Raw genomic sequence first — 20589 nt, 5'->3', positions numbered from 1 at the left:
GGATCGCGCCCGCAACATTTCCACCGCCTTCATTTACCTCCCCGCCCGCCAGAAACAGCCGGGGAAAAATCTTAACTCCGCCCTTTCGGCACAAGCGCCTTCGCCTGGCTGACCCAGTCGTCGCGCCGGATGCGGCCGTCGAACCCAAGCTCCACGTCGATCCGCTCGATATCCGCATCGCTCCAGGCGGCGATATCGGCAAAACGCTGGATGCCGCGTCCGTTCAACACCTGTTCCAGCTTCGGACCGACGCCGGATATCCGCTTCAGGTCGTCAGCCTTCACGGCAGCCTTGCGGCTGCGCACAGGGCTCGCCACGGGCTTGGCCGCGACCGGCTCCACCACGGTGATCTTGGCTTTCGTCTTGGCCACCGCCTTGGCTGGTGCGGCCTTCACCGCAGCCGGCTTCGGCTCGACCTTCTTCACGGCTGCCGGCTTTGCAGCGGCAAGCTTTGTAGCGGCAGGTTTGGCGGCGGGCGATGCCTTTACCGGCTTCGCTTCCCCTGCCCCAGCCTTCTTTGCCACCGGCTTTTCTTCGGCGACGGCATCATCCTTTTCGTCCGGCGCGGCAGAACCTTTGCTCGCCGCTTCGACAGCGCCCTGCAGCGCACCGAAGAACGCGCCGGCGATCTGCGACGTGAACCCGAACCCGATGGCGGCCGCAGCGGCGAACACCGCCGCCGGATGGGCCATCAGCGGATGGATCGGCATGACCGGCGCGTTCCGCAGCATATCGGCAGCAACGCGGCCGAGATCGGCCGATGCATCGGCCGCTCCGCTGTCCTGCTTGATATCCTTGGTCTTCGCCATGACAATCCTTACTCGGCGGCTTCCAGCACCGCGCCGTGGCTCGTCGCATTGGCCGTATACTGGTCGATGCGCTTTTCGATCTCGGGACGGAAGTTGCGGATCAGGCCCTGCACCGGCCATGCAGCTGCGTCACCGAGCGCGCAGATAGTATGACCTTCGATCTGCTTCGTCACCTGAAACAGCATGTCGATTTCGCGCTTCTGCGCGTTGCCGCGCTCCATGCGCTCCAGAACACGCCACATCCAGCCCGTTCCTTCGCGGCACGGCGTACACTGGCCGCAGCTTTCATGCTTGAAGAAGGCCGAGATGCGGGCAATCGCCTTGATGATGTCGGTCGACTTATCCATGACGATCGCCGCCGCCGTGCCGAAGGACGACTTGACATCGCGCAGGCCGTCGAAATCCATCGGGCAGTCGATGATGTCAGCCGCCGGAACCACCGGGCACGATGCGCCGCCGGGAATGACGGCCAGCAGATTGTCCCAGCCGCCGCGAATGCCGCCGGCATGCTTGTCGACCAGCTCGCGGAAGGTGATGCCCATCGTCTCCTCGACCGTGCACGGGCGATTGACGTGACCGGACAGCATGAACAGCTTCGTGCCGACATTGTTCGGACGGCCGAAGGAGGAGAACCAGCCCGCGCCGCGACGCAGGATCGTCGGAGCAACCGCAATCGACTCGACGTTATTGACGGTGGTCGGGCAGCCGTAGAGACCCATATTGGCCGGGAAAGGCGGCTTCAGGCGCGGCTGGCCCTTCTTGCCTTCCAGGCTTTCGAGCAGCGCGGTTTCCTCGCCGCAGATGTAAGCGCCGGCACCGTGATGAACATAAACATCATAATCCCAGCCGAGCTTATTGTTTTTGCCCAGAAGTCCGGCATCGTAGCATTCGTCGATTGCCGCCTGCAGGGCTTCCCGTTCGCGCATGTATTCGCCGCGAACGTAGATGTAAGCAGTGTTTGCGCCCATGGCGAAACCGGCGATGACGCAGCCTTCGATCAGCGTATGCGGATCGTGACGCATGATGTCGCGGTCTTTGCAGGTGCCCGGCTCGGACTCGTCGGCATTGACGACGAGATAGTGCGGACGGCCGTCGCTTTCCTTCGGCATGAAGGACCACTTGAGGCCGGTCGGGAAGCCTGCGCCGCCGCGACCGCGAAGGCCGGAAGCCTTCATCTCGTTGATGATCCAGTCACGACCCTTTTCGAGGATCTGCTTGGTCCCATCCCAATGGCCGCGCGACATCGCGCCCTTCAGGGACTTGTCCTTGTGGCCGTAGATATTGGTAAAGATGCGATCTTGATCTTGTAACATGCTTCACCTCTTACCGCGGCTTCTTGCCGAAGACCTTGATATATTCCGCTTCGCCACCCTTAGCGAGTGCCTTAGCCTGCTTGATCCAGTCGTCGCGTTCGATGCGGCCCTTGAAATTCAGGTAGCCATCGACCCATTCGCGCTCGGCCTTCTTCCAGCTCGCAACCTGCGCGAAGGTGAAGATGCCGAGCTCATGCAGGATGGACTCAATCTTCGGACCGACGCCGGAAATCAGCTTGAGATCGTCCGGCTGCGCTGGTTTCTCGATGCCGGCAGGACGATTCTTATCCGTGAGAGACGGCTTCTGCGCACCATCGGCCTTCTCCGCCACGGTGGCAGACGCTGCCGTTCCAGAAAGCGGCTGCGCTTCCACTGCCTTGGCGTTCTTTGCCGCCTCGGCGGGCGCGGTCGCAGGCGTCTTCAGGCTCTGGTTTGTTTCGGCATCCGTGCTCTTCGGGCGCGCCGCCTCAGACGGCGGGATCGAGACGGCGTCAGCCTTGGCCTTGGTCGCCGTGCTCTTTGCCTTCGGCTCCTCTGATGTCAACGACGTCAGCCCGCCTTCCGGCGCGGAGAAGACGCGGTCGATCTGAGGGCCGGTCTTGACTTCGCTGCCCTTGCCTGCGGCGAATGCATCGATGATCTCTTCGAGACGTGCCGGCGTCAGATCCTCATAGGTATCCTTGCCGATCACCACCATCGGTGCGTTGACGCAGGCGCCCTGACATTCGACTTCTTCCCAGGAAAGCGTGCCGTCAGCATTGCGGTCGAGGGCATGCGCGTTGATCCTGCTCTTGCAGATCTTGATCAGCCCCTCGGATCCGCGCAGCATGCAGGGCGTCGTGCCGCAAACCTGAATATGCGCCCGCGTGCCGACCGGATGCAGCTGGAACTGCGTATAGAAGGTGGCGACTTCAAGCGCACGGATATAGGCCATGTCAAGCATGTCGGCGATCTTCTCGATCGCCGCCTTGGTGACCCAGCCTTCCTGCTCCTGCGCGCGCATCATCAACGGGATGATGGCGGACTGCTGGCGTCCCTCGGGGTATTTATTGATCGTCTTTTCCGCCCACACCGCGTTATCATCGCTGAAGGCGAAAGCGGCAGGCTGGAATTGATCTTCGGCTAGTCGACGAACGGACATCTTTCACGCCTTATCTCAGTTTAAGGACCCACACCGCGTATCCGTCAGAGACGAAAATTCGCAGGCGTAGGCCGACTGGTCTTTCTGCATAAACACAACGAACTTGCCGCCGTTCGGCACAGCGGCCTTGATTTCATAACCACGCGAGACGAGATCGGCCATGGTCGAATCCGCGCCCGGCGAGGCCGTATTTCCGCTTTTTGCAGTGTTGCCACCCGTTGCTTTCGAGCCCTGCAGATTGATGCTGGGCAAGCTCTGCGCCGAGCTGGCCTGTTGGGCCGAAGCACTGCAGGCGACAAGAAGCGCGGGGATGACGACCTGCCAGGCTCGCATCAACGATCCACCTCGCCGAAGACGATGTCGAGCGAACCGAGCACTGCGGCGACGTCGGCGAGCTGATGGCCGCGGCACATGAAATCCATGGCCTGCAGATGCGCATAGCCCGGCGCGCGGATCTTGCAGCGGTAAGGCCTGTTGGAGCCGTCGGAGACGACATAGACACCGAATTCGCCCTTCGGCGCTTCGACGGCTGCGTAAACTTCGCCGGCAGGCACATGGTAGCCTTCGGTATAAAGCTTGAAATGATGGATCAGCGCTTCCATCGAGCGCTTCATCTCGCCGCGCTTCGGCGGCACGACCTTGCCGTCGAGCGAAGAAACCGGACCAGTCTTGGCATCGCCGAGCAGACGATTGACGCACTGCTTCATGATGCGGACGGACTCGCGCATCTCGATCATGCGGATCAGATACCGGTCGTAGCAATCGCCGTTCTTGCCGATCGGAATGTCGAATTCGAGATCGGAATAGCATTCATAGGGCTGCGCCTTGCGCAGATCCCAGGCGGCGCCGGAGCCGCGGACCATGACGCCGGAGAAGCCCCAGGCCCAACAGTCTTCCAGCGAGACGACGCCGATATCGACGTTGCGCTGCTTGAAGATACGGTTGCCGGTCAGAAGATCGTCGATATCGTCGAGCGCCTTCAGGAAAGGATCGCACCAAGCGCCGATATCCTGAACGAGCTTTTCCGGCAGATCCTGGTGAACGCCGCCCGGACGAACGTAAGCCGCATGCATGCGCGAGCCGGAGGCACGCTCATAGAAGACCATCAGCTTTTCGCGCTCTTCGAAGCCCCAGAGCGGCGGCGTCAGCGCGCCGACGTCCATGGCCTGCGTGGTGACGTTCAAGAGATGCGACAGGATGCGGCCGATTTCCGAGTAGAGCACGCGGATCAGCTGGCCGCGGATCGGGATTTCGATGCCGAGCAGCTTCTCGACGGCCAGCGCATAGGCATGCTCCTGGTTCATCGGCGCCACGTAGTCGAGGCGGTCGAAGTAAGGAACGGCCTGCAGGTAGGTCTTGGTTTCGATCAGCTTTTCCGTGCCGCGATGCAGCAGGCCGATATGCGGATCGACGCGTTCCACAATTTCGCCGTCCAATTCGAGGACAAGACGCAAAACGCCGTGCGCAGCCGGATGCTGCGGACCGAAATTTATGTTGAAGTTGCGAACGTTATGTTCTGTCATGGCGGCGATGCTCGCGTTGTCAGATATTCAGAGAATGGCAGGCTCGAGCCCGCCACACGCCATCAAATTATGCCTTCGCCTTCTCGTCGCCGGGCAGCACATAATCCGTGCCTTCCCAGGGAGATAAGAAATCGAAGTTGCGGAATTCCTGCTTCAACTCGACCGGCTCGTAGACGACGCGCTTGGCGGCGTCGTCATAGCGAACTTCGACGAAACCGGTGGTCGGGAAATCCTTGCGCAGCGGATGGCCTTCGAAACCGTAGTCAGTCAGGATACGGCGCAGATCAGGGTGACCTGTGAAGAGAACGCCGTACATGTCCCAGGTTTCACGCTCGAACCAGTCGGCGCCGGGATAGATGCCACAGGCGGAGGGAACAGGCTGATCCTCGCCGACCGGAACCTTGATGCGGATGCGCAGGTTCTTCTTCGGCGACAGGAGATGGTAGACGACATCGAAGCGCTCGGCGCGCTGCGGCCAGTCGACGCCGCAAATATCCGTCATGTTGACAAAGCCGCACTTGGCGTCGTCGCGCAGGAATGTCAGCAGTGCGATAACGTTTTCGGCCGTCGTCGTCACATTCAGCTCGCCATACTTGATCTCGCTCGAAGAGATCAGAGCGCTGCGAACTTCCGTGAGGTAAGCGGCGAGTTCGTTCAGGGCTTCACTCATAATGCCTTGTCCCCTGCCTTACCGTTCGATCGTGCCGGTGCGCCGGATTTTCTTCTGCAGCAGAAGCACGCCGTAAAGCAGCGCTTCTGCCGTGGGAGGACAGCCCGGAATGTAAATATCGATCGGCACGATGCGGTCGCATCCGCGAACAACCGAATAGGAATAATGATAGTAGCCGCCGCCGTTGGCGCAGGAGCCCATCGAGATGACGTAACGCGGCTCAGGCATCTGGTCGTAGACCTTGCGGAGCGCCGGCGCCATCTTGTTGGTCAGCGTGCCGGCGACAATCATGACGTCGGACTGGCGCGGCGAAGCGCGAGGCGCAAAGCCGAAACGCTCGACGTCGTAACGCGGCATGGAGACCTGCATCATCTCGACGGCGCAGCAGGCAAGACCGAAGGTCATCCACATCAGGGAGCCGGTACGGGCCCAGTTGATCAACTCGTCGGTAGACGTGACCAGAAAACCCTTGTCGGCGAGTTCATTGTTGATCTCGCCGAAGAACGGATCATTGCTGCCGACAGGCCTGCCGGTTGCGGGATCGATGATCCCCTTCGGCTGCGGCGCAACGAGCGGCGTGTCGCTTTGGGCTACTCCCATTCCAGGGCTCCCTTTTTCCATTCATAAATAAAGCCGATGGTCAGCACCAACAGGAACACCATCATCGACCAGAACCCGAACCAGCCGATCGCACCGAAGGATACGGCCCAGGGGAAGAGGAAGGCGACTTCCAGGTCGAAGATGATGAAGAGAATCGATACCAGATAGAAACGGATATCGAACTTCATGCGGGCGTCATCGAATGCGTTGAAGCCGCATTCATAGGCCGACAGCTTTTCCGAGTCAGGCGCCTTGAAGGCGACGGCAAATGGCGTGATCAATAACGCCAAGCCTATCACCAAGGCAATACCAATGAAAATCGCTATCGGAATATAGGAACTGAGCATTCCAGTCATCATGTCCATCCCTGCCTGCCACGAGCGCCTGGGGGGCGCTTTTGAGCAAATGCCCAGCAAGCGAAAGAGCGTTGCAACAAAGCCGTGGTTAGCGCAGGCGGAGCGCGCACGCAAGCCTTTTGAATGCGTCGTTCAGAGTACTACCGAGTGGTAGATATCAATATGTTGCGACGGCATCGCGACAAATCGGCGCAAACGCGAAAAGGCTCCTTCGCAATCGCAATAAATTGATGTTTGATTGTAATGGCTTGGAGAGAATGGCGCGAGTGACGGGGCTCGAACCCGCGACCTCCGGCGTGACAGGCCGGCACTCTAACCGACTGAGCTACACCCGCGCATCATTTGGCCTTTCAGCCGAGCGCCAGACCCGGAATTTACCTTGAAATGGCGCGAGTGACGGGGCTCGAACCCGCGACCTCCGGCGTGACAGGCCGGCACTCTAACCAACTGAGCTACACCCGCATTCATTTCAAGTATTCCGGGCGCTTTCGCACCCATCAAAGCGGCCTCGCCGTTCGATGAGCGGCTAACTACGGGGTTCGTGTTTGGGTGTCAAGCAGGTTTGAATACAAATCGATGACAGAGCGCGAAATGTTTTGGAGAAGCTCACCGGCAATTTTCCGTCCTGTCGATTTGGCATGGCAGCTTCCCGCCTCACGCATTTCATCAGCGCCTCACATGCACCGCTGCAATCGATCTTCCTTCATATCGACGCATGTGGATGACGACGGCCGAACATGCGCAAGGATCAAAAAAATCAAAAAATCTTCACAAACACTCTTGCGGTTTTTTGTCGTTCCGCATAGATCACGGCCACCGAATGCGGCGGGCAAATGGCTCGCTTCGCTGAAGGGCGATTAGCTCAGTTGGTAGAGCGCCTCGTTTACACCGAGGATGTCGGGAGTTCGAGTCTCTCATCGCCCACCATTTTTCAGATCCATTTTCATCAGATTATTGTGTCGGAAGCAGATCAATTGCTCTCTGGGCGAAATGCTTTTTCGAAGGCGCTATGGCGCGCCGCTCAATAATTGCCGGTGATGACGATCGTCAGAAGCACTGCGGAAACGAGCACGAGAGCCGCTATGATCATAAGCAGCTCTTTCAGCATAAATCTTTCCATTTTACTGCCATCCATGACGTTTGCTCCCGGCAAACAGTTATGCGTTCTCTATCCCAACGTCGAATCGCTGCGTTAAGTTTATTGCAATTCCGCATATAAGCGGCTGCCATGTCAATTTCAGGGTCGCATCGCCGATGCTTCGGGCAATCACGGTATATGGACCTTCTCAGGCTTCTGCCGCGGTGCCTTATCCATGTAGGCGCCCGGCAGGTTGACCGTTCCTGACAACAATCTTTCGGCAATCTGCGCGGCCGCCGCCTGCGCGCCCGCCTTCGAGCAGAAATTGCCGCGCACTTGCACGCTTGCAGCAAGCAGCCTGAAGAATGCATCGCGCAGCTCTGCCGACGGCAGCGCCGGATCCAGCCAGAACCGATCCAAGGCCTTCTGATCGGTCAACCCCGCCATGTCGTAGACGGCCGTGCCGAGGGCCTTGACCGGCTTGCCCGCCTGCAGGGCTGAAAATGCGGCCGTGGAATTGACCGTCACCATGCCCTGGCTTGCGACAATCAATTGTTCGAGGTTTCCGCCATCGATGAAATGAACCCTGTCGGACAAACCGGACGATGCGCTGAAATGAGCGATATAGGCTTTCCAATCGGCGAGCCCGTTGTCGAGCGGATGCAGCTTGACGACAAGATGCGTCTCTAGAGGCGCATTTTCCACGAAGGACCGGAGAATCAGCCTGATGGCATCCTCTTGCTGATGGAAAGGCGAATGCGAACGCAACTGATAGTCCGTCTGAAGCTGCAAGGGGTAGACGAAGAATCGCCTCCGATCGCCGGTCATCCGTTCAATAACGCTTTCTGCCTCGCCTGCCCTCCTGCCGCCTGCGGGAAGCCTGCGCAGCCAACCGGCATATTCCATCAGCGGATGGTAGAGCCCGTGCCGCCGGTAACCGGGATAGAGAAACCACAGAAAAACAGTCGGCAGATAGTAGACGAGGTCGTAAAGCGCTTCGGCAAGGAACGACTGACTGAAGCGGCGCGCCCAGTCCGGCTCGGGCAGGTTCGCCGCCGCCTCGACGATATAGGCGGGATCCGCCGGAAAGTGGGAATTGGAAGATAGCCCGTCACGCTCGAGCGTCACCCAATCCGGCCGCAAATATCCCATCTCCACGACATTGACGCTGGCACCCAGCCTTTGTGCTTCTTCAATGGCGACGCGATGATAAGGGCGTTCTTCACCGTGGAGAATCACATCCGTAACGCTGTCGGCTTCGATTCGGCTGCGAATATAGTCGCGCCAGCCGGTGAAATCGCCGCGGTAGCTCACGGCATGCCCCCAACGCCAGGATATCCAATCCCCGGCATTGAGATTGACGCGGATACACCGGCTGCCCGCGGCCTGCAATATCCTGGCGATCTCGACGAACAACGGCGAAGATGGCCCCTGGAGGAAGAGAAACACCCGCGGGGAAACGCCTCCAGGCCCCTGCCCTTCAGCCATTCTCCGGAACCTCGGTGCTAAGGCCCGCATAGTGCAGCAAGGTGCCGATGAGGTTCCAGGGCGCTTCTTCCTGTGGCGGCTTCGGCCTTTGCGTGTGCGCCCGCGCGCGACCGAGAGGAACGATGATGTAATCGGTGCGCGGATCCGGGAAGGGATCGGCAAAAGCCTTCAGCAAGGGCGCGTGATCGCCATAGAACAACAGCCAGACCGGACGATCCAGCCTGTCGAGATGATGGGCGAGATTGCCGAGCGCGTGATCGGCGCGCATCAAAAGCTCGCTATAAATATCCACCGGATTGACCAGATCGCCGCAGCGGCCGGGCTCCCAGGGACCGTGATTCGCCATGGAAGCCACGAAGACGAAATTCTTGGCCGTGCCATCCGCGTCGATCGCCCTGATCACGCTTTTCGTCAGCGTGAGGTCGCTGACATAGGGACCGTCGCGCTCCGGATTGTGATCGAATTCATCCAGCATCATCATCCGGTCGAAGCCGAGCTGCGGCAAAGCCTTGTGGCGCAGAAAAAAGGTCCTGTCGTAGGGGTGAATGAACTGTGTCTTCCAGCCGGCCTTCTTCAGTCGCGCCGGCCAGACCACATCCTTGTAGTGGCTGGCGCGCAGATAGGGATAACTCGCATCGATATGGACGTTTTCGGGCAGCAGCCCGCTCAGCATCGCAAATTCGGTGCGCAGCGTGTACCCCCCCTCGAAGACGCTGGTCATTCGCCCCCATTGGGCGGCCTGATCGCGCAGCCGGTCAAGATTGGGAAGCTTGACGCTTTCGACCCCGAAATGCCTGAGGTCGATAAAGGATTCGGATTGCCAGATGACGATGAGCGGTTCGTCGTCGCCATGCTCCCACAGCTCATGCAGCGCTGAAATGAAGCGCTCCGACAGCTGCGTAACGATCGCCTCGCGTCTGACGCCGACCCAGATGACGAAATGAAAGACGACCGAAGCGAAGGTGCCGAATCGCACCGTATCTATCTTGACGTCGACCTTACCGAGAAACTTCTGCGTGAAACGGCAAACCGGCTCGCTGACGATCCTGCTGAACAGGGCAAGCCATGGCGAAAAGGCGACGGCCAACATCAGGAGGACCCAAAGAACACCGTTCTCAGCCGGCAGGACCGACGGCTCCCAATACATATAGAGACCGCTGAGGCCGAATACGTAGACGAAGGCGATCATCCAGAAGAAGACATTCAGCGACGTCGCGTAGAAGATCTCCTTGTATTTGAAGACGTCGACCACGAGGGCGATGTCGGAGAATACCAACGGCTCCCGGATGAACTCGAACTTCGCCCGCGAAATTCCGGTGAAGATGACAAAAAAGCTGATCACGGCCTGAGTGCTGTAGATCGGGCGCCAGGAAATCGCGAAGAAGGCGGCATAGATCAGCACGATGACGGGAATTCTTACGGCCCAATCGTAAATCAGGCGCCACCAGCTTCTTTCAGTGCGATTCTGCGCATTGATGGCCGCCGGCATCGCAAAGGTATCGGTAAGAAACACCACGACGCAGGAGAACGCGAAGCCGGCAAGAGTCAAAAGAATTGGAAAATCATGAAGTTTCAAGACTATGTCATCCAAATGCCCGCTGTCTGCAGCAGCGTTTTTCAACCCGTGAGGCGCGGGTGCCGATTCCCTAGCTCACTTTTTTCCGGCCATGTGTGCTGATAGCACAACGCTGACGATTATTTTGTATTACTTACCATGATCAAAGCCTCTGTCCGTCATGTCGGCAAGGCTTTCCGCTGCTTCTTGCCCAGTTATTTTTCTCGTTTTCCGCGAAATAAACCACATCAGCGGCGGCTTTATCAGTGGCCCGAAATAAGCAAGCATCGCCAGCGAAAAGCCGAAATGGATTTTCGCCTTGTCCCGATCCAGTCCGCGAACGATTCTTGCTGCCACCGTCTCCGCGCTCCACGGCTTGACGGAACCCATCAGTATTTCCGCTTCGGCCGGCCGCATGGAGATTTCCCGCCGATATTGCGGTGTCAGCGTATCGGGCGGGAAGCAGATGGATATCCGGACGCCACAAGCCTCGGCCTCGGCGCTCAAGGCTTCGGCAAAGCCGACCAGCGCCGACTTGGAAGCGCAGTAGGCCGTGTAGCCGAAAATGCCGATCAAGGCAGCGCCGGAGGAAATCATCATGATCCTGCCGCTGCGGCGGGCCTTCATGCCCTTATAGACCGAGCGCACCGCATTTGCGGTTCCGAGGAAATTGATGGAAATCTGCTCTTCGAAGACGGAGGCCGACATCGCGTCGAAGGCGCGCGGTTCGACAATGCCGGCGGAGGCGATCAGAAGATCGCAGGGGCCGAACGACGCTTCGCAGATCTCTATTGCAGCCGTGGTCTGGTCAGCGGAAGCCACATCGGCAGAGGCTATTTGAATACGGGCGCTATCGATGCCGGAAAGCGATGCGATCTCCGCCCGCGCCTGCTCCAGCCGCCCAGGATGGCGCGCGACAAGCGATACTCGATCACCCCTGGTCGCATAGAGTTTCGCTATCGCCAGACCGATTCCGCTTGAGCCTCCGGTGACGATAACATGCATGAAATGATCGTCCTAAGTTATGGCCTGCCTGCGGCTTGGCTCGTCGGCAGCAACTGCATCATCTTGTCCATGTCGAGCGAGGCCAGGCCGAAATTCCTGTCCTGCAAATCCTTGAGTTTTCTCGCGGTAAGCGCAACTGCGCGGCGGATTTGTTCCTCGGTGTGATTGCAGGTGATGAAGAAGCGCAGCCGCGCCATTCCCTCCGGCACGGCCGGGTGGATGATGGGCAGCACGTTGATACCCTCGGCCAACAGATCGTTCGAGAGCTGGGCCGCACGAAGCGAATCGCCGACAATGACCGGCACGACTGAGTAACCGAGGCTAAGCCCGGTATCCAGCCCGGCTGCTTTCGCACATTCGAGAAACAGGTGGCCATTGCGCCTGAGCCGCTCGGTTCGCTCAGGCTCGGCCTGTAGGATATCAAGGCCGGCGATGGCGGCGGCGGCGAGAACCGGCGAGAGGCCGACGCTGTAGACGAAGCCGCCCGCCTCCGCCTTCAGGATATCGGCAAGCGCGCTGCTGCCGGCAATATAGCCGCCGCAGCTCGACGTCGTCTTCGACAGCGTGCCCATCCAGATGTCGACATCGCGCGGATCGAGCCCGAAATGCTCGAAAGTGCCGCGACCCGTCTTGCCGAGGATGCCGAGCGCGTGCGCCTCGTCCACCATCAGCCAGAAGCCATAGCGCGCCTTCAGCTCCAGCAAAGCCGGCAGATCGGCAACATCGCCATCCATCGAATATACGCCTTCAACGATGACCAGGATGCGACGGAAGTCGGACGAGAGCGTCTTCAAGATGCTCTCGAGATTCTCGACGTCGTTGTGCTTGAAAAGCCGGCGCACGGCACCCGAAAGCTTGATGCCAGCCAACGCGCTGTTGTGAATGAACTCATCGTGGATGACGAGATCCTGCGGTCCCATCAGACAACCGATCGTCGCGACATTGGTCAGGTAGCCGCTGACGAAACAAACCGCGGCATCGACGCCGTAGAGATGGGCAAGCTTCTGTTCCAGCTCCACATGCCCCGGCCGCTCACCGGCAACGAGGCGGCTGGCGGACGCGGAGATTCCAAAACGATCGATGGCCTGCTTGGCGCTCGTCGCGACCTGCGGGTCGGTATTGGTCGCCAGATAATCATAGGAGGCGAAGTTGATGAACTCACGCCCGCCGATGCGGGTCGTCGCACCAGCTGCGCCGTCGTGGGAGCGATAGAATGGATTGGCAACACCCAACATCGCGACCGCCATGCGCTGCGTCTCGATGCGCTTGTATTCCGGCAGATCCTCGAAGCGCGCCGCCTGACGATGCTGTGGCTGCGATTGCCTATTCAGGCGTTCGGCCCGATTGCGCCCCGAGGACTCACCGACGCGACGCATCTGTTCCAGCAGGTTGCTTTTCGTCTGCTCCCCCGGTCTGTCGCCATCGGCATCTTGCATCGTCACTGGGCGACCCTCTTTTCCTGCTCCCCGGCATGGCTGCGCGCCAAACGTTCGACCATCTGGTCTTCGTTCGCCGCGGAGCCCTCCGTCTCGTCGCTGCCGCGATTCATGACACGGTCACGCAAACGGCTGACCACATCGCTGACGGTCGTGCCCTCGCCTACGCCACTCAAGGGAATATCGAAGCCGGTCTTCTGCTGGAAGCTCATGCCGAGCTCCATGGCCATCAGGCTATCGAGGCCGATATCCTTCAAGATCTTGTCGGGTGTCACGGTATCTTCGGTGACACGCAGGATCGCAGCGATCTCAAAGGCAACGAGCGCATGAAGAGCAGCCTGCGCCTCCTCTTCCGACTTGCCCTTGATCAGCTCCCTGAGATCGATAGTGTCGCCCTCGTTCAATGATTGATGGCTGCCGGTATGGCGCATCAGCGGCTCGAACAGCGACCGGGCGGCAATCGGCAGCAGGCGGGCGGCGTTCCAGTCGATTTCGGCGATCATGACGGCTGCGGCATCGACCGTGCCGGTATCGGCCAGCATGTAGCGCTCGACCTGCTCCAAGGCGTCGCGGGCCTTCAGAGCGGCCTTGCCAATGCGCTTCGACAGCAGTTCGTTGACCTCGCTGCTGCGGGCAAGGAACCCCTTGTCGGCGATCGCACCGAAACCAATGGCGAGTGCAGGTCTGCCTGCCGCGCGGCGGGCACGCGCCAGCCCCTCCAGATAGCCGTTCGCCATCACATAGTTCGCCTGCCCGGGATTGCCGAGCATGGTCGTTGCCGACGAGAACAGCAGGAAGAGTTCCAGCTTGTCCTTCTGCGTCAACCGGTCGAGGATCTCGGCGCCGCGTATCTTGACCTCTACGACCGGGCGATTGCGCTCCGGCGTCAGGTTGGCAAGAAGCGCATCGTCGAGGACCATGGCGGCATGAATAATGCCCTTCAACACACCTTCGGTGCGAAGCGAGATCAGCAACGCTTCGACAGCGGCTTCATCGGTGATATCGCAGGCGTGCAGCGTCGTCGTCACGCCATGCTTTGCCCACTCGCCTATTGCCTTCTTCGTCTCCGGATCGGCTTCGCCCCGGCGTGAGCACAATGCCACGCGGCGCACACCCTTGGAGACGAGCCAATCGGCGGCAGCAAGTCCGAAACCGCCGATGCCGCCGACAACCAGGAAGATGCCTTCGGAATCGAAACGCAAGACCTTCGCCGGCGCTGGCAGGACGCTATCGATGCCGATAACGGGCGGCCGCACGACGATTTTGCCGATGTGGCCGGCATTCTGCATCAGCCGGAACGCGTTGCCGATTTCATCATAACCGAAGGCGCGGTAAGGCAGCGGCGTCAGTTTTTCTTCTGCGAACAGCTGACCGATCTCGGCGAAGATCCTCCGCGTCAGGTCAGGCACATTGACCAGCAACTGATCGGCATCGATGCCGAAATAGCTGACATTGCGCCGGAACGGGCGCAGGCCGATCTTGCGATCGGAATAGTAGTCGCGCTTGCCCAGCTCGAGGAACCGCCCGAAGGGTTTGACCAGTTCGATGCTGCGCTCCATCGCCTCAGCAAAAAGCGAGTTGAGAACGAGATCGACGCCTTCGCCGCGCGTGAGCTGACGGACGCCCGCGACGAAATCCAGAGAGCGCGAATCGAGCACATGATCCGCGCCGAGCATTTCGAGGAAGCGACGCTTCTCGACCGTGCCGGCGGTTGCGATCACCTTGGCACCCTTGAGCTTGGCTATCTGGAGCGCGGCAAGACCGACGCCGCCTGCGGCTCCATGGATCAGGATGGTTTCGCCCGGCTGAATGCGCCCCAGTTCGACCATCGCGTAGTAAGCCGTCAGGAAGGCGACCGGTACCGTCGCGGCAGCAACGGTTTCCATCTTCTCCGGCAGCCTGGTCACGCCATCGCGACGGACGTGCACGTGGGTCGAAAACGCAGCAGGGCCGATGCCCATGACCTTGTCGCCCGGCTGCAGATCGTCGACCGCATCTCCCACCGCCAGAATTCGCCCCGCGAACTCCATGCCGATCGTGGCACCGGCAAAGCCGTCCTCCAATGCCTCTTCCGGCAGGAGGCCCATCGCCCACATGACATCGCGGAAATTGAGGCCGGTGGCTTCCACGGCAACAACGACCTCTCCCGCCTCCGGCAAAGGAAGGTTTGTTTCCTCCCAGGCCAGGCTATCCAGACGACCGCTTACATGCTGCCGGATCGTCGCGGCGGCAATGTCGTGGCGGCTCGTTTCGATGGCGGCGAAGGGACCAGCGGCGGCCCTGATTTCCCGGATTTCTCCAGTGGAGCGATCCAGGAACCACTCTCTATTGTCCGTCTCCGCAGCCAGAAGCATCTCGACGGAAGAAATCGTCCGCCTGTCATTCGCATCGGCGTCCAACAGATGCACGTCGAAGCCGTCATACTCGTTCTGGAGAACGCGTGCGAAGGCCCAGAGGCCGGCATTGGCAACATCGATGGACGCGCTGGCGAGCGGCGAGCCCCCGGGTGCGACGATGACCAGCCGCGGCCTCCCGCCATCGACATGTCGCGACAGAGCATTTGCCAATTCGGTGAATATCGAAAGACGAACCAGCGACAGCTCGGTCGGATCACGATCGCGCTGTCCGTCCGCCAGATAGACGACCCGACTCGGTTCGCGGTCGAGTACTTCCAGCGCTCCGACAATATCGACAGGCGACGCGCCGATATCGACGACGATCGTTCGCTTATCGAGCTTACCCATGCCCTTCTTGCCCTGCTCCGACAAAATCAGCATCGAGTTCGCGGCATCTGCCTGTTCATTTGCTTCCAACTGACGCTCAGCGGCAGCGGTCACAGCAATCAGCGCACCGTCCGGAAAGGTCAGTTCATGGACATGCGTCTTGGTAAAGCCCAAGGTGGCTAGAAGATTTTCGATCTGCTGCGGCGTGCCGAGCCGCCCGACCGGGAATTCCGGCGACTGGCTGTCCGCGAACCAACCTTCCGACAGACCAAGGACGAAATCATTGAAGGCGCTCGGTGCGCGATCGGCCAGCAGCAACTGCCCGCCATGGGCCGCTGCCGTCCGGACGATCGCCCTGACGCCGTCATCGTGCCGCAGAAGATGCTGAGCCTGATCACCAGAGGCAACGACGATGTCAGCGACCATTCGATCCGCCAATTTGGCCGGTTCGGTCACGGTCACATGCGGATCGCGCTCGAAGGCGATTTCCAACGCGCGACGCATCTGCTCGCGCGGTTCGGCAATGATCAGGCAGGCGCCTGTCGCTGCCGCGATCGCAGCCAGCCTGCGGCTGAAGGCCGGCGATACCGAGCCAATTTCGAGAATATGTCCGATGGTTTCCGGATTGGCCTCGATGGACGAGGTCAACGCTGCCGCTAGTATCGAGAGCCGTCTTTCGCTCAAGGGAGATTGAACGAGCACATGCTCCAGCGTCGCTACACTCGGCACATTTATCCCCGATGCCGCGGATTCGTGCCCCAAGACATGTGGGCGCATGGCGGCCAAACGGTCGAGCGTCTCGCGATAGGCATTGTTGACGAGAACGGTTTCGGCCACGCGGCCAGCGTCCTCGCGATAAATCTCCTGCAGAAGCTCGGCCACCGGCGGCAATGTCGGTTCCCGCGGAATATCCCAATCGCCACCTGTTGCCGAGGCTATGCCGGCATCCTCGAGAATATAGAGGCAGTTGACGAGGAAGGATCTAAACTCGGGCTCGCCGGGCAGACTGGAATACGAGATGAGGCCACTCCTGTCGGCAACCGCCAGGGCGATCTCGTGGCAGGCACGATAGATCGCGGCATCGAGAAGAAGGGTCGCATTGTTGAGCGAATGGCCCCGATCGGCGCCAGGCACAGGCAAAGTATCGGGTAGCACCGTGCCCGAACTTTCGCGGCGGGCAAAGACGGTCGAAGGAATGCTCTCATAATGGAATGCGACGGAATCAAGCGTCGCGCGGCGGCGCAGATGCGTGCGGCGGAAACGGCAATCGTCAAGAATGGCAATCTGCTCGCCGCCCGCATCGAACAGGCGGAAACGGGCCTTGATCGAATTCGCGCTGAACCGATCGATCTCGATCGTCGCTTTGACGATCGGCCTTCCCTTGCCGAAAACCCTTACCGTGCCGAAGCGAACCGGAATATAGGGCGCACCGGCTTCGTCTCCGGAGAGCTGATCGAACAGCGCCACGAGCCCGTGGAACGCGGCGTCGACCGACATGGGATTGAGATTATATGAGCCGAACGGATGCGAGGGTGCCGCCGCCGGCTTGAGATCCACCTCGATAGCATCGCGGCCGAATGCGACAGCCTTCGACAGAAGCTGGAAGCGCGGGCCGTAGTGCAGGCCGAAACGCTCCGCCGTTTTGTAGGTCATGTCGGCGGTCAGAACGAGTTTACGCTCCTTGGTCCCTCTTTCGACATGACCGCCGCGGTCCTCACCTTCAAGCGGCTTGCGGCAGCGCGCGACGGCGTGAACGGTCCAGTCGTCATGGCTCAGACGCTCACGCGACCGGATCTCGATATCCCCGGTCTCGGGCGACAGGATCGTCGACAGCTCCACCATGCGATCCGGGCGCAGTTCAAGCGGCCGGACGATCTCGAGATTGCCGATCTCAACCTCGTCTGTCCCGAAATATCGCTGTGCCGCCGTAACGGCAATCTCGATGAAACCGCTCCCAGGCATGATTGCCTTGCCGTCGACCACGTGCTCGGCAAGGTCGGCGAAAAGATGGGCGTCGAGATGGTTCTTCCAGTTCGAGCCGTTGATATCAGTTCGCCAGCCAAGCAAAGTGTATGGGCTTTTGCGATCGCGGCCGAAAATATCGATCTCGTCGCTTGTCGGCTGGGTGCGCAACTCCATCGGCTCGAACGGCAACGGCGGCAACTTGACGAAAGCATTGCGCGTGGCGCTGCCGCGCGCGCGCAATGCCGGCGCACCATTGGCGACCGCGCGGGCGAATGATTGCGAAACCGGGTCGTGACCGGCAAGATGGCTCTCGCGCAGCAGCGTCGGTATCGCGACCACTTGAACCGATGCCTGCTTTGCGATCTCCGCTACATAATTGGAAAGGATCGGACGCGGCGAAATTTCAATGAAGAGATTGCATCCCATCGCCATGGCGGCCTGACAGCCAGCCTTGAAGAGCACGGGATCGCGAACATTGCGCCACCAATATTGCGTATCCAGCAGCCGTCCATCACTGAGTTCGCCTGTCACGGTCGAAATGAAGGTCCCCGCGCCGCTATCCGGCGCCACATCGGGCAGATCCGCGAGGAAGGCATCCTTGGCGCGATCGATGATCGGATGATGAAAAGGATAGTTGATGTCGAGAATGTGCGCCACGATCTGGGATTTGCGCGCAGCATCCCTGAACGCCTCTATCTCGCTGACCGGGCCGGAAATCGTTACCGAATTCGGCGCATTGATCGCCGCCACACAGATATTGTCGAGACCTTGCGATCTTGCGAAAGCAAGCGCTGCCCCCTCGTTGAGGACCACGGCCGCCATCTTGCCTTCGCCGGCAAGAAGGTCCTGATGCAGCGAACGCTTGGCAACAATGGCGACCGCTTCGGCAGCTGTCAGCGCCTTGGCGGCGTAGGCGGCGGCGATTTCGCCGACCGAGTGACCGAAGACGGCGTCAGGCTTGACGCCCATGGCCCACAGGCAATCCGAAAGGGAAGCCTGGACCGCAAACAATAGAGGTTGCGCAATCTTGGTGTCTCCCAGCCGCGAGGCAAGATCCGGGGCGACCAGAAGATCCGTCAGCTTCTCGCCGAGATAATATTCGAAAAGCGCACTGAATGACTGAAAACACTGCCGGAAATGACGATTTTCCTGATAGGCGCCGACGCCCATGCCTGCCCATTGGGAGCCATTGCCGGAAAAGACAAAGGCGATCTTGGCGGCCTGCGCCGGGGCTTCGCCGATCTCCCCAACGGAGTTCTTGCCGGCGAGGTGTGCGTCGATCGCCGCCAGTACCGCGGCACTGTCCTTGGCTCGCGCCGCAAAGCGATGACGCATCGGCTCGCGATTGGCGGCGGCGGCAGTAACGATCTGGCGAGCCTCCTTGGGCTCGGCATGCTCGAGGCGTGTCCTGTAATCCTCCAGCAATTTCGAAAGCGCCGAGGCCGTGTGAGCGCTCGCCGCGAAAACCATTCCGTCGCCGCGGATTTGCGGCTCGGGCGGCGCAACCGGATCGGGGTCGCTGATGACGACGTGGGCGTTGGTGCCGCCGAACCCGAAAGAGTTGACGCCGGCAAAGCGCGCCTGCTTCGCCGGAAGGAGCTCGATGGCTGATGTGTTGACCCGGACGTTCAACCCCTCGAAATCGATGTTTTCATTGGGCTGGTCGAAATGCAGCGACGCCGGCAGGAAATTGTTCTCCAGCGCGATCATCGCCTTCAGCAGTCCGAAAAGACCGGATGCGGGTTCGGTGTGCCCGATATTCGACTTGATCGACCCGACCGGCACCGGAGCCCGGCGATTGCGGCCTATAACTTCGCCGATCGCCCAGATCTCGGCGGGATCGCCGACCTTCGTTCCCGTTCCATGACCCTCGATGAAGGCAATGCGATTGACGTCGATATTGCGCCCTTCGTAGATCGAACGCAGCAAGGCGGCCTGCGCCTCGCGCGACGGCATCGAGATGCCGTTGGTGCGGCCCGAGGAATTGACCCCGACCGCATGGATTCTGGCGTGGCTGCAATCCTTCTCGCGCAAGGCGACGTCGGTCCGGCGCAGCACGATCGCCGCGCCACCTTCGGCACGAACGTAGCCGCGGCCGTTGTCGTCATAGGCGCGGCAGAGGCCTTCCGGCGACAGCATGCGCGCCTGCGCAAAGCCCACGAAAGACATGGGGTGGAGCAGAACATTGATGCCGCCGACGATCGCGGTGTCGATTTCACCGCATTCTAACGCCCGTACCGCCTGGTCCAGCGCAACCAGCGATGACGAACAGGCGGTATCGATCGTCATGCTCGGCCCACGCAGACCGAATATGTGCGAGATGCGGTTGGAAACGATGGAAAGCGTGTTGCCCGTCATAAAATACGGGCCACCCGATGCAGGGTCCTCGAGGGTCAGATTGCCATGCTCGAGAGAGGATGCGCCGACGTAGACGCCAACCCGCTGGCCTTCAAAGCCGTCGATCGGCAAGTTCGCATCTTCCAAGGCCCGCCAGACGACATTCAGCAGGATGCGCTGCTGCGGATCCATCTGCATCGCTTCGCGTTGAGAAAGGCCGAAAACCGCAGGATCGAAGGCGAATATATTCTCGATGACGCCGGCAGCATAGCTATAGGTCTTTCCCGGAACGCCTATGGCCGGATGCCAAAAGCGCGCAAGGTCCCAGCGCTCTTCAGGTATGCGGCCTACAGTGCAACGCCCTTCCTTGAGGACGAGCTGAAGCTCTTCGATCGAACCAGCCCCAGGGGCAACGCTTGCGCGTCCGATAATTTCAACCGTCATGATCTCTCAGCAATATTTTACAAAGCGCGTCGTACCGAACTATTCAATTTCATTATCAACTGTTCACACCACAATTATCTGTGGTTGTCACCGACAAAAAATCCGGGTGTACAGCCAATATGCGGCAGTGCAACAATCGAAGCAAC

The 20589-nt window shown here is 60.0% G+C and carries 13 protein-coding genes and 3 tRNA genes; 1 reads left to right on the top strand and 15 read right to left on the bottom strand.

Features of this window, described 5'->3' with window-relative positions:
* Window positions 1-71: 71 nt before the first annotated feature.
* From JTP94_RS30785 to JTP94_RS30740, 10 genes are all read right to left on the bottom strand, one after another.
* Window positions 72-809 (bottom strand): 5' DNA nuclease, encoded by a 738-nt coding sequence (locus tag JTP94_RS30785; protein WP_204854189.1) that lies wholly within the window; start codon window positions 807-809, stop codon window positions 72-74.
* Between the two features lie 8 nt (window positions 810-817).
* Complete coding sequence (nuoF, locus tag JTP94_RS30780; protein ID WP_034507526.1) at window positions 818-2122, bottom strand: NADH-quinone oxidoreductase subunit NuoF; 1305 nt, start codon at window positions 2120-2122, stop codon at window positions 818-820.
* A 10-nt stretch (window positions 2123-2132) separates the two neighbouring features.
* On the bottom strand, window positions 2133-3263 hold the full coding sequence (locus JTP94_RS30775; protein WP_204854188.1) for an NADH-quinone oxidoreductase subunit E: 1131 nt from the start codon (window positions 3261-3263) through the stop codon (window positions 2133-2135).
* A gap of 15 nt (window positions 3264-3278) precedes the next feature.
* Window positions 3279-3596, bottom strand: a complete 318-nt coding sequence (locus JTP94_RS30770) for a hypothetical protein (protein WP_204854187.1) — start codon at window positions 3594-3596, stop codon at window positions 3279-3281.
* Complete coding sequence (locus tag JTP94_RS30765) at window positions 3596-4786, bottom strand: NADH-quinone oxidoreductase subunit D (RefSeq protein ID WP_204854186.1); 1191 nt, start codon at window positions 4784-4786, stop codon at window positions 3596-3598. The genes JTP94_RS30770 and JTP94_RS30765 overlap by 1 nt, the downstream gene beginning before the upstream one ends.
* A gap of 67 nt (window positions 4787-4853) precedes the next feature.
* Window positions 4854-5456 (bottom strand): NADH-quinone oxidoreductase subunit C, encoded by a 603-nt coding sequence (locus tag JTP94_RS30760; RefSeq protein WP_204854185.1) that lies wholly within the window; start codon window positions 5454-5456, stop codon window positions 4854-4856.
* A gap of 18 nt (window positions 5457-5474) precedes the next feature.
* Window positions 5475-6056 carry an NADH-quinone oxidoreductase subunit B family protein gene (locus JTP94_RS30755; RefSeq protein WP_204854184.1) on the bottom strand — a complete coding sequence of 194 codons (582 nt, stop codon included), beginning with the start codon at window positions 6054-6056 and terminating at the stop codon, window positions 5475-5477.
* Window positions 6047-6412 carry an NADH-quinone oxidoreductase subunit A gene (locus JTP94_RS30750; protein WP_204854318.1) on the bottom strand — a complete coding sequence of 122 codons (366 nt, stop codon included), beginning with the start codon at window positions 6410-6412 and terminating at the stop codon, window positions 6047-6049. Before JTP94_RS30750 ends, JTP94_RS30755 begins: the two co-directional genes overlap by 10 nt.
* 258 nt (window positions 6413-6670) lie before the next feature.
* A tRNA-Asp gene (locus tag JTP94_RS30745) sits at window positions 6671-6747 on the bottom strand.
* Window positions 6748-6797: 50 nt separating this feature from the next.
* Window positions 6798-6874 (bottom strand) — tRNA-Asp (locus tag JTP94_RS30740).
* Between the two features lie 389 nt (window positions 6875-7263).
* On the opposite strand from JTP94_RS30740, the gene JTP94_RS30735 reads away from it, so the two are divergent.
* Window positions 7264-7339: transfer RNA gene (locus tag JTP94_RS30735), tRNA-Val, on the top strand.
* A gap of 340 nt (window positions 7340-7679) precedes the next feature.
* Here the strand turns inward: JTP94_RS30735 and JTP94_RS30730 are convergent.
* The 5 genes from JTP94_RS30730 to JTP94_RS30710 all read right to left on the bottom strand — a co-directional run bounded on the left by JTP94_RS30730 (window position 7680) and on the right by JTP94_RS30710 (window position 20443).
* Window positions 7680-8978 (bottom strand): capsule biosynthesis protein, encoded by a 1299-nt coding sequence (locus tag JTP94_RS30730; RefSeq protein WP_204854183.1) that lies wholly within the window; start codon window positions 8976-8978, stop codon window positions 7680-7682.
* Window positions 8971-10554 carry a sulfatase-like hydrolase/transferase gene (locus JTP94_RS30725; protein WP_246755429.1) on the bottom strand — a complete coding sequence of 528 codons (1584 nt, stop codon included), beginning with the start codon at window positions 10552-10554 and terminating at the stop codon, window positions 8971-8973. The genes JTP94_RS30730 and JTP94_RS30725 overlap by 8 nt, the downstream gene beginning before the upstream one ends.
* Before the next feature lie 129 nt (window positions 10555-10683).
* Window positions 10684-11538 carry an SDR family oxidoreductase gene (locus JTP94_RS30720; RefSeq protein ID WP_204854181.1) on the bottom strand — a complete coding sequence of 285 codons (855 nt, stop codon included), beginning with the start codon at window positions 11536-11538 and terminating at the stop codon, window positions 10684-10686.
* Between the two features lie 17 nt (window positions 11539-11555).
* Complete coding sequence (locus JTP94_RS30715; protein WP_204854317.1) at window positions 11556-12974, bottom strand: aminotransferase class I/II-fold pyridoxal phosphate-dependent enzyme; 1419 nt, start codon at window positions 12972-12974, stop codon at window positions 11556-11558.
* 2 nt (window positions 12975-12976) lie between these two features.
* The gene (locus JTP94_RS30710) at window positions 12977-20443 is read right to left on the bottom strand and encodes a type I polyketide synthase (protein ID WP_204854180.1); all 7467 of its coding nucleotides are present in this window, start codon (window positions 20441-20443) and stop codon (window positions 12977-12979) included.
* Window positions 20444-20589: the final 146 nt, after the last annotated feature.

The sequence above is a fragment of the Martinezella lusitana genome, from assembly GCF_016901135.1.
GTDB classification, from domain to species: domain Bacteria; phylum Pseudomonadota; class Alphaproteobacteria; order Rhizobiales; family Rhizobiaceae; genus Rhizobium; species Rhizobium lusitanum_D.
The sequence above is the reverse complement of the archived record's forward strand: the minus strand, read 5'-3'. Positions and strand labels throughout refer to the sequence as shown.